Origin of the sequence: Roseobacter sp. FCG-D35, from assembly GCF_033436665.1 — a bacterium.
Classification (GTDB): domain Bacteria; phylum Pseudomonadota; class Alphaproteobacteria; order Rhodobacterales; family Rhodobacteraceae; genus JAWQFO01.
On sequence record NZ_JAWQFO010000002.1, the window covers coordinates 461,993 to 473,580 of the forward strand.

The window sequence follows — 11,588 nt, forward strand, 5'->3', positions numbered from 1 at the left end:
GCAGGCTAGTCTGGCGCGCGAAAAGGACCAAGGAGCGTTTGCTGTGAAAGTCGTGATTGTCGGGGCCGGGGTGATCGGCGCGCTCATCGGATACCGCCTGGCGCAGTCCGGGGCCGAGGTGACGATCCTCGAGGCCGGACGCCCCGCCGGCGCTGCCTCGGGCGCGTCCTTCGGCTGGATCAACGCGTCCTTTTATGCCGATGCGGATCATTTCCGCCTGCGCCACGCGGCGATCGAGGCGCACCGGCGGCTTCAGTCCGAGCTTGGGTCGGACGCCGCGACATGGCCTGGCTGCCTCTGCTGGGAAGAGAAAGGGGCGGCCTTTGACACCCGGCACGACGCTCTGCGCGATCTCGGCTACGACGTCCGGGAGGTGGACGCGGCGGAGTTCCGGCGGCTCGAACCCGAAGTCACGCCCCCTGATCGGGCGCTGCGCTTCGGCGCGGAAGGGGCCGTCGATCTGCCGACCCTGACGCGCGACGCATTGCAGGCCGGCCACGCGCTGGGCCTGCGTCTCGTCTGCGGCGTGCGGGTGACCGGGGTCCGCGCGGACGGGGACCGGATCAGCGGCGTCGAGACGACCGCCGGGCGCATCGACGCCGACCGCGTGATCGTCGCTTCTGGCACCGGGACGCAGGCGCTGCTCGAGACCGCGGGCGTGCCGCTGCCGATGCTCGACCGGCCGGGTCTGATCCTGCGCAGCCAGCCACTCCCGCAACTGGTCTCGCATGTACTCGTGACGCCGGACGGCGAGGTCCGGCAACTGCCCGACGGGTGCTTCCTGTCACCTACCGCCGCCGCGCATCAGCAGGTCGACACCGCCTCGGATGTCACCGACCCGCGCGCGCTGGCCGATGCCGCCGCGGCGCGCCTGTCGCAGCTTCTCAATCGCGCGGTGCACTGGGAGCAGGTGACGCTGGCGCAGCGCCCGGTGCCGCAGGGCGGGCTTCCGGCGATCGGTCCCTGTGGTTCGGAGGGTCTTTACGTGGCGACGCTGCATTCCGGGGCGACGCTGGCGCCGCTCGTGGCCGAGCTTGTCGCGGCAGAGGTCGCGGATCCTGGCGGGCTGGGCAACGACCGCGCCCGAATGCTCGCGCCCTACCGACCCGACCGGTTCAAAGGCTGAGTTCGTAGAAGCAGAGCAACGGCACCATATGCTCCGGCACCGGGGCATAGGGTCCGCGCGACCTGAACCCGAGCGACTCGTAAAGCCCTCTCGCGGCCAGAAGATCCTGCGACGTGTCCAGAAACACCGTATCGAACCCGTCCGCCCGCGCCTGGTCGATCAGAGCGCGTGACAGCGCCTTCGCCGCGCCCGTGCCCCGCGCCTCGGGCCGCATGAAGACGCGCTTGATCTCGGCGGCCGTCTCGTTCAGCGCATGGCTCATGCCGCAGCCCGAGATCACGCCGTCGACCTCGGCCACCAGAACGATCCCGCGAGGGCGGGCATGTTCTTCCTCGAGTCGGTCCATCAGCGCGGCGTAGTCGTCGTGCGGGTAGAACACACGGACGATGCGCCGCTGCTCCGGCCCGAATGTCTCGAGAAAGTCGCGGTATTCCCAGCAAAGCGCGCGCACCGCGTCGAAGTCCGCCCGCGATTGCGCGGGGCGGACCGTGACGCGGGACACGCAGTCAGCGCCGGAGGATGCTGCGTCCGGCATATTCCGCGGTCTCCCCCAACTGTTCCTCGATCCGGATGAGCTGGTTGTATTTCGCCAGCCGGTCCGAGCGCGCCAGCGAGCCGGTCTTGATCTGCCCGCAGTTCGTCGCCACGGCGAGATCGGCGATGGTGGCATCCTCGGTCTCGCCCGACCGGTGCGACATGACGTTGGTGAACCCCGCGCGATGCGCCATGTCGACGGCCCGGAGGGTCTCGGTGAGGCTGCCGATCTGGTTGACCTTGACCAGCATCGAGTTGCCGCAGCCGTTGGCGATGCCCTCGGCAAGGCGGCGCGGGTTGGTCACGAAGAGGTCGTCGCCCACCAGCTGCACCCGGTCTCCGAGGCTTTCGGTCAGCGCGCGCCAGCCGTCCCAGTCATCCTCGGCCATGCCATCCTCGATCGAGATGATCGGGTAATCGTCGACCAGCGCGGCAAGGTAAGCCACGTTCTCGTCCGAGCTGAGAGTTTTGTCTTCCCCGGCAAGGACATAGGCGCCGTCCTTGTAATATTCGGTCGCCGCGCAATCCATCGCGAGATAGATGTCCTCTCCCGGCTTGTAGCCGGCTTTCTCGACGGATTTCAGAATGAAATCAAGTGCGTCACGGGTCGAGTTTATGTTGGGCGCAAAGCCACCCTCGTCGCCGATCCCGGTGGACAGCCCCGCCGCCGACAGCTCCTTTTTCAGCGTGTGGAACACTTCCGAGCCCCAGCGCACGGCCTCGCGGATGTTCTCCGCCGCGACCGGCATGATCATGAATTCCTGGATGTCGATCGGGTTGTCGGCATGTTCGCCGCCGTTGATGATGTTCATCATCGGCACCGGCAAAACCCGCGCCGAGGTGCCGCCGATGTAGCGGTAAAGCGGCTGGGTGCAGAAGTCCGCCGCAGCCTTGGCGGAGGCCAGCGACACGCCGAGGATTGCGTTGGCGCCAAGCCGGCCCTTGTTGTCGGTGCCGTCGAGCTCGATCATGATCTCGTCGATTCCAACCTGTTCGGTCGCGTCGATCCCGACCAGCGCCTCGGCGATCTCGCCGTTGACTGCCGCCACCGCCTCGGTCACGCCCTTGCCCATGTAGCGCGCCTTGTCGCCGTCGCGGCGTTCGACCGCCTCATGCGCCCCGGTCGAGGCTCCGGAGGGCACCGCGGCGCGCCCCATCGTGCCATCCTCGAGGATCACGTCGACCTCCACCGTGGGGTTGCCCCGGCTGTCGAGGATTTCGCGTCCGATGATGTCGATGATGGTGCTCATGCCAAGGGCTCCCTGTTCCCACTTTCCGTGCGGTCATAGCGGGATGGACCCTGCAAGGGAAGGCTTGCCGTCCGCCGCGCGCCGGTTTTGCGCTCGCGCCAGACCGTGTAGATGCCCGAGCCCACGATCACCGCCGATCCCAGCAGCGTCATCAGGTCGGGCCGCTCGTCGAAGACCGTCATGGCGATCACGATGGCGAAGGGCAGGCGGGTGTAGCGGAAGGGCGTCACGAAGCTCACCTCGCCGACCCGCATTGCTGCCACGATCCCGTAGTACGCAAGCACGCCGATGGCGACGCTGGTGCCCAGTACGGCCCACTCAGCCGCTGAGGGCGCGACCAGCGAAGCGCCCGAGAGCGCCTGCATGATCAGCGCCGCCGGGATCACCGACAGGAAGCCCAGAAAGCTCAGCTGCATCGATGACGTCTCGGGCGGAACGCGCCGCGTGGCGAGATCGCGGATGCCGAGGCCGATGACCCCCTGAAGCGCAAAGAGCGACATCCAGTCGAAATTTTCGAGGCCGGGGCGGATGATGAGCAGAACGCCGAGAAATCCTACGAGAATGGCCGACCAGCGTCGCCAGCCCACGGGTTCGCGCAGGAAAAGCGCGGCCCCGAGTGTCACGAAAAGCGGTGTCGCCTGCAGGATCGCCGAGGCCGAGGCCAGCGGCGTGTAGGCGATGGCGCTGACAAAGCCGATCGTGCCCACGACCTCGCCCACCGCGCGCAGCAGGATCGGCCCGGTCAGCATCGCGCGTTCGAACAGCGGTCGGCCCTGCGCCACCAGCACGGTGCCGAAGATCACCGACCCGCCCAACCCCAGAAAGACCAGGATCTGCGACAGCGGCAGGGTGCCCGAGACGAACTTGATACAGGCGTCCTCGATGGCGAAGCCAAGCATCGCCAGCACCATGAGCAGTGCGCCGCGCAGGTTGTCCATGTCGGGAATCCTTCGGGAAGTCGTGCCGCCGGTCTAGGACCGGGCCGGCACGATGTCCACCTCAGTCCCGGCGGCGGATCATCAAGACATTGCCCTCGCGCCGGGTCTCGAGCTTCGGGATCGCCTTGACCAGCGCCGAGAGCTTGCCATGACCGAAGCTGCGCGTGTCGAAGTCGGGATGCGCCGCGAGGATGGTCTTGCCGATCGCACCAAGGTCGAACCAGTCGCCCTCCTGGTCGATCTTGTCCATCGCCTCGGCGACCAGCCGGAAGGCGTCGTTGAGCGCCTTGGCATCGGTCTGCGGCGGCTTGGCCCGGGCTTCCTCGGTGATGTTCTCGATGAAGATGAAGCGATTGCAGACGTTGCGCAGCGCCTCGGGCGCCTTCTTTTCACCGATGCCCACGACCATCAGCCCGTCCTCGCGCAGCCGGTTGGCAAGGGCAGTGAAATCGCTGTCCGACGAGACCAGCACGAAGCCGTCAAAGCGCCGGGCGTGCAGGATGTCCATCGCGTCGATCACCAGCCCGATGTCCGAGGCGTTCTTGCCCTTGGTGTTCGCGGTTTCCTGGTGGGCCACCAGCCCCAGCGACAGGATCCGGTCGGACCAGGCATTGAGGCGGCCGCTCGACCAGTCGCCGTAGACGCGCCGCAAAGCGGGCTCACCAATGCCCGCGATCTCCTTCAGGATCGCCTCGGCGAACTTCGCCGGCACGTTGTCGGCGTCGATGAGAACGGCCAGCAGCGGCCTGTCACGCTCTGCCATTGCGTCTTTCCCTTCAGCCCTTCTTCAGCGGAACGCCGTAAAGCTCGAGCCGGTGCCCGCGCAGGTCGTAGCCCAGCTTGCGCGCGATCCGCTCCTGCAGCGCCTCGATCTCCTCGTCGACGAATTCGATCACCTCGCCCGAATTCATGTCGATCAGGTGGTCATGGTGGTCGCGCTCGGCATCCTCGTAGCGCGCGCGCCCGTCGCCGAACTCGAGCTTGTCGAGAATGCCGGCCTCTTCGAAGAGCTTGACGGTGCGGTAGACGGTCGCGATCGAGATGTTGCTGTCCGCCGCCGAGGCGCGGGCGTAAAGTTCCTCGACGTCCGGGTGATCCTCGCTGTCCTCGAGAACCCGCGCGATGGTCCGCCGCTGTCCCGTCATGCGCAAGCCCTTGGCCTCGCAGCGTTTGATGATGGGTTTCGCCATGCCGTCCCGCGCCCGCATCCTCACGATTGAGGGTCACGTTTAGCCTGTTTGCGAAACCGGGGCCAGTCGGGTTTTGCCTGGCAGGTTGACTTGTCGCTGCATCGCGGCCATATGCCCCCCAAGCGACGCCTTCTGCCGCGTGAGCAGTGTCAGCATTTCCGGCCCCGACGGCCGCCTCGCTGAGCGACAAGGCCCGCCATTGTTCCCAAGATCACGCGTGGGGCAGACGCGACGGACAGGTGCCGGCATGTGGCCGCGACCTGCGATCCGGTGACGCGCGACCCATGCCGCACGCTCTCTTGCGTGCCGCAAAGACGTATTGGCCGCGGAGCGATGAGCCCGGGCCGGAAAGATGTGACTATGAGCGATTTCGACATGATGGACCTGCCGCCCAAGATCGTGGCGCGGCTGGCCGAGATGGGCATTACCGAGCCCACTCCGATCCAGAAACAGGCGATTCCCCACGCGCTGAACGGGCGCGACGTGATGGGCCTGGCCCAGACCGGCACCGGCAAGACGGCCGCCTTCGGCGTGCCGCTTGTGGCCCGGATGCTGGAGGAGGGCGGGCGTCCCGCGCCGCGCTCGGTGCGCGGTCTCGTCCTGGCGCCGACCCGCGAACTGGCCAGCCAGATCGCGCAGAACCTGCGCGGTTTCTGCGAACATACCAAGATGCGCGTGCAGATGGTCGTCGGCGGCCAGTCGATCAACGCGCAGATCAAGCGGCTGGAACGGGGTGCCGACCTGCTGGTAGCGACACCCGGCCGGCTGCTCGACCTGATGGACCGCCGCGCGGTCCGGCTCGAGGACACGACGTTCCTCGTGCTCGACGAGGCCGACCAGATGCTCGACATGGGCTTCATCCATGACCTGCGAAAGATTGCGGCGGTGATCCCCGAAAAGCGCCAGACGATGCTGTTCTCGGCCACCATGCCCAAGCTGATGGCCGAACTGGCGCAGTCCTTCCTGCGCTCGCCGATCCGCGTCGAGGTCTCGCCCCCGGGCAAGGCCGCCGACAAGGTCACGCAAGAGGTGCATTTCATCGCCAAGGCGGAAAAGGCCGGGCTGCTGATCGAACTGCTCGACAAGCACCGCGACGAGCGTGCACTGGTCTTCGGGCGCACCAAGCACGGCTCGGAAAAGCTGATGAAACAGCTGGTCAACGCCGGCTTCGCGGCGACCTCGATCCACGGCAACAAGAGCCAGGGCCAGCGCGACCGTGCCATCGAAGGCTTCAAGTCCGGCGACATCCGGGTGCTGGTGGCCACCGACGTGGCCGCGCGTGGCCTCGATATTCCGGACGTGAAGCACGTCTACAACTACGACCTGCCCAACGTGCCGGACAATTACGTGCACCGCATCGGCCGGACCGCGCGCGCCGGCAAGGACGGTGCTGCCGTGGCCTTCTGTGCGCCCGACGAGATGGGCGAGCTGAAGGCGATCCAGAAGGTCATGGGCATCACCATTCCCGTCGCCTCGGGCCGCCCGTGGGAGCCGATGGATGCGCCCGACAAGCCTGCGGGCCGCGGACGTGGACGCCGGCGTGGACCGCGCCCCGGTCAGGGCCAGAAGCAGGGTCAGGGTCAGCAGGGCAAGCCTAAGGCCGCCGCGAAGCCCTCGGGCGGGCGCGGACGGCGGCGACGCAAGCCGGGCCAGGGTCGCAGCGCTGCGGCCTGATCGGAAAGGTCTGGCCCGGGCCGAAGCGGCCCGGGCTGTCCTTCAGGTGTAAAGTGTCGGAACCCCCAACTCGTCGTGGATCTGGTTGACCTTTTCCGGTGCCAGATCGAGCCCGCGCGCGAGTTTGTCGAGGTATTGCGCCTCGGCCTGGTGGTCGAGGTCGATGGCCAAGAGCGAGACCGCGTAGATCTGCGCCTCCATGCCCTCGGGCACCTGTGACACCAGCTTGTCGACATCGACCGGCGACTGCATCTCGGACTGAACGAAGGCCTTTTCCTCTTCGTCGACTCCGGAGCCAAGCTGGCCCAGCAGCCGTTCGCTTTCGGCAGCGTCGATTTCGCCATCGGCCTTGGCAGCCTGTATCATCGCCCGCAGCATCAGCGCCGCGGTCAGTTCCTGCTCGGTGCTGGGTTCGATCTCGGGTTCCGGACTGCCGTCGAATTGCGAATTGAGCACGCGCCCGAAATCCGCATCGACCCGATCGGGATGGTTCTGCACGGATCTCGGCAAGCCGCCCGATCCGCCGCCCATCGCACCACCCGCGGCCGCGCCGCCCAGTAACCCGCCGAGGATATCCTGCAATCCACCGCCGGACCCGCCAGCGCGTCCCGCGCCAAGCCCGTTGAGCAGCCCGCCGAGGCCGCCCGACCCGCCGGTGCCACCACGTCCGCCAAGCACGGATCCGAGCAGATCCTCGAGCCCGCCGCCGCTCGACGCGCCGCGCGTGCCGGACTGGCCGGGCGCCTGCCCCGGGGCGTGTCCGGGCCTCTGGCCGCCGGACATCTGCCCGAGAATGCCGCCGAGCCCGCCGCCCGACTTGCTGCCACGCATCATGCTCTGCGCGCCTTTCGCGACCGCCACGCCCACGGCCACCTTGGCCAGCGCCTTCATCAAGCTCATGTCGAAATCTCCCTGAATCAATTCCGCCCCCCGGCGTGTTCGCAACGCGCCGACCGGCTCAGTTGAACATGGATCGATTCGGCGGAATTTCCATGCAGAGCCGGACCCGCGATTGACAAACCGGCGGCCACGCGCCCAATGGCGCAATGGACAGGAAAACCCACATGGACGCGTTCGGCGCCACGGCGCTGGTGCTTTTCGCGGCGAACCTCGGGTTCAACCAAGTCGTCATCAAGGTCACCAATGGTGGTTTCCAGCCGGTGTTCTCGGCGGGCCTGCGATCGGCCGGAGCGATCGTCATCCTGCTTTTGTGGATGAAGCTGCGCGGCACGACCTTCCGCATCGACCGCGCCGCCGTGCCCGCGGGCCTGCTGTCGGGCGTGTTCTTCGCCGTCGAGTTCATGGCGCTCTTTACCGCGCTTGACCTCACCACCGTCGGGCGCGCTTCGGTCATGCTCTACTCGATGCCGGTCTGGCTGGCGCTGGCAAGTCACCTCGTGATTCCCGGCGAGCGGCTGACGAAGCTTCGCACGCTCGGCATGGCGCTGGCGATGGGCGGGGTGGCCCTTGCGCTGCTGGACCGGTCGAGCGCGGGCGCGAGCCTTGCCGGAGACCTGCTGGCGCTGGTCGCGGCCTTCTGCTGGACCGGCATCGCGCTTTGCGTGAAGATCACGCCGCTGTCGCGCGTCGCACCCGTTCATCAACTGATGTACCAGCTTGTCGTCTCGGCCCCCGTGCTGTTGCTGGCGGCCCTGTTCTTCGGAGATCTCGTGCGCGACATCGGCCCCGTGCATCTCGCAGGGCTCGCCTACCAGATCGTCTGCGTGGCGAGCCTGGGGTTCCTTGCATGGTTCTGGCTGCTGTCGATCTACCCGGCGGCCTCGGTCGCCTCGTTCAGCTTCCTGTCGCCGGTCTTTGCCGTGCTGCTCGGCTGGGCGCTGCTGGGCGAAGAGATCGCACCGCGGGTCTGGATCGCACTGGGGCTCGTGGCCGCCGGCATATTCCTCGTCAACCGGCGGCCACGCGCGGTGCGGGCAACCGGCGCTCCGGCGCGCTGACGCTCAGGTGCCGCAGAATGTGGCCGGCACCACCTCGTCGGGCTGCGGCGGACGCATGAGATCTCGGTCTTCGGTGTCGTAAGGTCTGGCCAGCTCTGCGCGCAGGCGCTCGAAGGGCGCGTAGTCGCCGGACACGGCAGCGGCGATCATCTCTTCCAACCTGTGATTGCGCGGCACGATGCGGGGGTTCGACCGCGCCATCAGCTCGGCAGCGTCGGACAGATCGCCGACCCGATCCTGCCAGCGCGTCTGCCAGGCGTCGAATGCGTCGCGGTCGGTGAACTGGTCGCGGGCATCGCCGCGGGTCAGCGCGTCGAAGGTATTGGTGAAATCGGCCCCGTCCTCCTGCATCAGGGCCAGCAGATCCTCGATCAGCCCGCCGTCTCCTTCCTCAGGCGCCGCGATGCCAATCTTGGCCGCGAACGCGTCGAGCCAATGCCGTTCGATCTGCGCGGGCATGGCGTGCACGAGGGCGGTCGCCTTTTCGACCGCCGCCTCGCGGTCCGCGCATTGCTGGATCAGGGCGGTGGCGAATTGCGCCATGTTCCAGATCACGATGCGCGGCTGGTTGGAGTAGGCGTAGCGGCCCTGCTGGTCGATCGACGAATACACACGATTGGCATGGAAATCGTCCATGAAGGCGCAAGGGCCATAGTCGATGGTCTCGCCAGAGATGGTGCAGTTGTCGGTGTTCATCACGCCGTGGATGAAGCCCACCGACATCCATTGCGCGACAAGCTTTGCCTGCGCGGCGCAGACCGTGCGCAAGAGGCCCATCGCGCCGTCCGCGTCCGGGTAGTGCCGCGCGATCGCGTAGTCGGTGAGCCGGCGCAGATCGTCGATCTGGCCGCGATGCGCAAAGACCTGGAAGGTTCCGACCCTCAGGTGGCTCTGGGCGACGCGGGTCAGCACCGCGCCGGGCAGCACGGTTTCTCGCAGCACGTTTTCTCCGGTCAGCACGGCGGCAAGCGCGCGGGTGGTCGGGATGCCAAGCGCGTGCATCGCCTCGGAGACGATGTATTCGCGCAGAACCGGGCCGAGCCAGGCGCGCCCGTCGCCCATGCGTGAATAGGGCGTCTTGCCCGATCCTTTAAGCTGGATGTCGCGCCGGAGGCCGTCGCGGCCCACGACCTCACCGAGAAGGATCGCACGGCCGTCGCCAAGCTGGGGCGAGTAGTGGCCGAACTGGTGACCGGCGTAGAGCTGGGCCAGCGGCGCGGCGCCCTCCGGAACCTCGACGCCACCATAGACCCGTGCCAGTGCCTCTTCGGGCGCGTCCGGCAGACCGAGAATCTGTGCAAGGTCATGATTGTAGGCGACAAGCCTCGGGGCGCGCACCGGGCTCGGGTCGAGCCGTGTGTAGAACTGTTCCGGTAGGCGCGCGTAGGTGTTGTCGAAGGCGGCGGTGTATCCCATGACCTCGATATACGGTCGCGGCGTCGGTTTTGCCAGTTCGACGGGTTAACGGGGCGTTGAGCTTTGCAAAGTCGCGGTGACCTGTTTGCAAAGCGTCCTGGCTCAGGATCTGCGGGTCATCAGCATGTAATCGGCGCGTTCCTTGAAACCGGCACGGGCATAGAGCCGACGCGTCTTTTCATCGTCGCGCCGCACCTCGAGATGCAACGCCTTCAACCCGGCCGCCGCGAGGGCACGCGGCAGGCTCTGCAGCGCTTCCGAGGCGATCCCGCGTCCGCGCACGCCGGGGCGAATGAAGATCTCGTCAATGAACCCGTCCATGCCGCCGAACTCCAGCGACCAGCCGAAGGTCACGACGACGTAGCCAATCGGCGCGCGCGGCGGCCCGATGAGGTAGGCCGCGCCATGCGGAACACCTTCCAGCAGGGGGGCGATCCCGGCGCGGCGCGCCTCGGCGCTCACCTCGATACCCGCCTCTGCGTGGAAGGCGGCGACCAGCGCGTCCATCCGGTCGAGGTGATCGGGCGTGGCGAGGGTCAGCACCGCGCTCACAACCGGGCCAGCCTTTCCGTCAACAGCGCGAAAAAGCCGTCAGCATCGATTTCGCCGATGAACGTCGCATTGGGCGCGCGATCGGTCACGCCCCACCAGTCGGCCACCGTCATCCCGAGCGTCAGGTCCGAGCCGGTCTCGATCTCGACGTTGACGTGCCGGCCCGAAAACAGGTCGGGCCGGATCAGATAGGCGGTCACGCAGGGGTCGTGCAGCGGCGCGCCGTTCGACCCGTATTTCTCCTTGTCGAAACGTTCGAAGAAATCCGTCATCTCGGCCACAGCCGCGCCGACAGGCGTGCCCAGCGCGCGGAAGGCGTCGTTGCGCGCTTTGGTGACCAGCGCCTTGTGCGTGACGTCGAGCGGCATCACTGTGATCGGGACGCCCGAGCCGAACACGATCGCGGCGGCCTCGGGGTCGACGTAGATGTTGAACTCGGCAGTCGGCGTGATGTTGCCGACCTCGAAATAGGCGCCGCCCATCAGCACGATTCCGGCGATGCGATCGGCGATGTCGGGCGCTTTCTGCAAGGCGCGCGCGATGTTGGTAAGCGGGCCGAGCGGGCACAGGGTGACCGTTCCGGGCGCGGCGTCGCGCAGGGTCTCGACGATGAAAGCGACCGCGTGCTCCTCGGCCAGCGGCATCCGCGGCTCCGGCAGCGTGGGCCCGTCGAGCCCGGTCTTGCCATGCACATGCTCGGCGGTGACCAGGGGCCGTTCCAGCGGCGCATCGCACCCCGCGAACACCTTGATATCGGTCTTGCCGGCCAGTTCGCAGACGATCCTCGCGTTGCGCGCCGTCAGTTCGAGCGGCACGTTTCCGGCGACGCAGGTGATGCCCAGAACCTCGATGTCCTCGGGGCTCGCGAGGGCCAGCAGGATCGCGACGGCGTCGTCCTGCCCGGGGTCTGTGTCGATGATGATCTTGCGGGGGGCCATGTCTGCTCCTGA

General features: G+C 67.3%; 12 protein-coding genes. 3 read left to right on the plus strand and 9 right to left on the minus strand.

Features of this window, described 5'->3' with window-relative positions:
* Positions 1 to 43 precede the first annotated feature (43 nt).
* Positions 44 to 1,126: an NAD(P)/FAD-dependent oxidoreductase gene (locus R5H30_RS06370; protein WP_318327244.1), complete on the plus strand. Its 1,083-nt coding sequence runs from the start codon at positions 44 to 46 to the stop codon at positions 1,124 to 1,126.
* On the opposite strand, the gene R5H30_RS06375 is transcribed toward R5H30_RS06370, so the two are convergent.
* From R5H30_RS06375 to R5H30_RS06395, 5 genes are all read right to left on the minus strand, one after another.
* Complete coding sequence (locus tag R5H30_RS06375; RefSeq protein WP_318327245.1) at positions 1,116 to 1,661, minus strand: GNAT family N-acetyltransferase; 546 nt, start codon at positions 1,659 to 1,661, stop codon at positions 1,116 to 1,118. The two genes, R5H30_RS06370 and R5H30_RS06375, sit on opposite strands and share 11 nt — an antisense overlap.
* Positions 1,633 to 2,910, minus strand: a complete 1,278-nt coding sequence (gene eno, locus R5H30_RS06380) for a phosphopyruvate hydratase (RefSeq protein ID WP_318327246.1) — start codon at positions 2,908 to 2,910, stop codon at positions 1,633 to 1,635. The genes R5H30_RS06375 and eno overlap by 29 nt, the downstream gene beginning before the upstream one ends.
* The gene (locus R5H30_RS06385) at positions 2,907 to 3,848 is read right to left on the minus strand and encodes a DMT family transporter (RefSeq protein WP_318327247.1); all 942 of its coding nucleotides are present in this window, start codon (positions 3,846 to 3,848) and stop codon (positions 2,907 to 2,909) included. The genes eno and R5H30_RS06385 overlap by 4 nt, the downstream gene beginning before the upstream one ends.
* 61 nt (positions 3,849 to 3,909) lie before the next feature.
* Positions 3,910 to 4,611: an NYN domain-containing protein gene (locus R5H30_RS06390; RefSeq protein WP_318327249.1), complete on the minus strand. Its 702-nt coding sequence runs from the start codon at positions 4,609 to 4,611 to the stop codon at positions 3,910 to 3,912.
* Positions 4,612 to 4,624: 13 nt separating this feature from the next.
* Entirely contained in the window at positions 4,625 to 5,038 is a 414-nt protein-coding gene (locus R5H30_RS06395) for a Fur family transcriptional regulator (RefSeq protein WP_318327250.1), read from the minus strand.
* A 360-nt stretch (positions 5,039 to 5,398) separates the two neighbouring features.
* Here R5H30_RS06395 and R5H30_RS06400 point away from each other — a divergent pair, with 360 nt between their 5' ends.
* Positions 5,399 to 6,712 (plus strand): DEAD/DEAH box helicase, encoded by a 1,314-nt coding sequence (locus tag R5H30_RS06400; protein WP_318327251.1) that lies wholly within the window; start codon positions 5,399 to 5,401, stop codon positions 6,710 to 6,712.
* A gap of 42 nt (positions 6,713 to 6,754) precedes the next feature.
* Here the strand turns inward: R5H30_RS06400 and R5H30_RS06405 are convergent, their stop codons facing one another.
* Positions 6,755 to 7,612, minus strand: coding sequence for a tellurite resistance TerB family protein (locus R5H30_RS06405; RefSeq protein WP_318327252.1), 858 nt, complete (start codon positions 7,610 to 7,612; stop codon positions 6,755 to 6,757).
* A 146-nt stretch (positions 7,613 to 7,758) separates the two neighbouring features.
* Here R5H30_RS06405 and R5H30_RS06410 point away from each other — a divergent pair, with 146 nt between their 5' ends.
* Positions 7,759 to 8,670: a DMT family transporter gene (locus R5H30_RS06410; RefSeq protein ID WP_318327254.1), complete on the plus strand. Its 912-nt coding sequence runs from the start codon at positions 7,759 to 7,761 to the stop codon at positions 8,668 to 8,670.
* Positions 8,671 to 8,673: 3 nt separating this feature from the next.
* On the opposite strand, the gene R5H30_RS06415 is transcribed toward R5H30_RS06410, so the two are convergent.
* The 3 genes from R5H30_RS06415 to R5H30_RS06425 form a co-directional block, all read right to left on the minus strand.
* A complete protein-coding gene (locus R5H30_RS06415; RefSeq protein ID WP_318327255.1) occupies positions 8,674 to 10,086 on the minus strand; it encodes a protein adenylyltransferase SelO in 1,413 nt (470 codons plus the stop codon).
* A gap of 102 nt (positions 10,087 to 10,188) precedes the next feature.
* Complete coding sequence (locus R5H30_RS06420) at positions 10,189 to 10,638, minus strand: GNAT family N-acetyltransferase (RefSeq protein ID WP_318327257.1); 450 nt, start codon at positions 10,636 to 10,638, stop codon at positions 10,189 to 10,191.
* Positions 10,635 to 11,576, minus strand: coding sequence for a nucleoside hydrolase (locus R5H30_RS06425; RefSeq protein WP_318327258.1), 942 nt, complete (start codon positions 11,574 to 11,576; stop codon positions 10,635 to 10,637). Before R5H30_RS06425 ends, R5H30_RS06420 begins: the two co-directional genes overlap by 4 nt.
* Positions 11,577 to 11,588: the final 12 nt, after the last annotated feature.

Bases quoted from the DNA above. Each gene is read 5' to 3' on its own strand.
- R5H30_RS06385 (WP_318327247.1), bottom strand. From the start codon at position 3,848: ATGGACAACCTGCGCGGCGCACTGCTCATGGTGCTGGCGATGCTTGGC.
- R5H30_RS06395 (WP_318327250.1), bottom strand. From the start codon at position 5,038: ATGGCGAAACCCATCATCAAACGCTGCGAGGCCAAGGGCTTGCGCATG.
- R5H30_RS06390 (WP_318327249.1), bottom strand. From the start codon at position 4,611: ATGGCAGAGCGTGACAGGCCGCTGCTGGCCGTTCTCATCGACGCCGAC.
- R5H30_RS06415 (WP_318327255.1), bottom strand. From the start codon at position 10,086: ATGGGATACACCGCCGCCTTCGACAACACCTACGCGCGCCTACCGGAA.
- R5H30_RS06410 (WP_318327254.1), top strand. From the start codon at position 7,759: ATGGACAGGAAAACCCACATGGACGCGTTCGGCGCCACGGCGCTGGTG.
- R5H30_RS06405 (WP_318327252.1), bottom strand. From the start codon at position 7,612: ATGAGCTTGATGAAGGCGCTGGCCAAGGTGGCCGTGGGCGTGGCGGTC.
- R5H30_RS06400 (WP_318327251.1), top strand. From the start codon at position 5,399: ATGAGCGATTTCGACATGATGGACCTGCCGCCCAAGATCGTGGCGCGG.
- eno (WP_318327246.1), bottom strand. From the start codon at position 2,910: ATGAGCACCATCATCGACATCATCGGACGCGAAATCCTCGACAGCCGG.
- R5H30_RS06375 (WP_318327245.1), bottom strand. From the start codon at position 1,661: ATGCCGGACGCAGCATCCTCCGGCGCTGACTGCGTGTCCCGCGTCACG.
- R5H30_RS06425 (WP_318327258.1), bottom strand. From the start codon at position 11,576: ATGGCCCCCCGCAAGATCATCATCGACACAGACCCCGGGCAGGACGAC.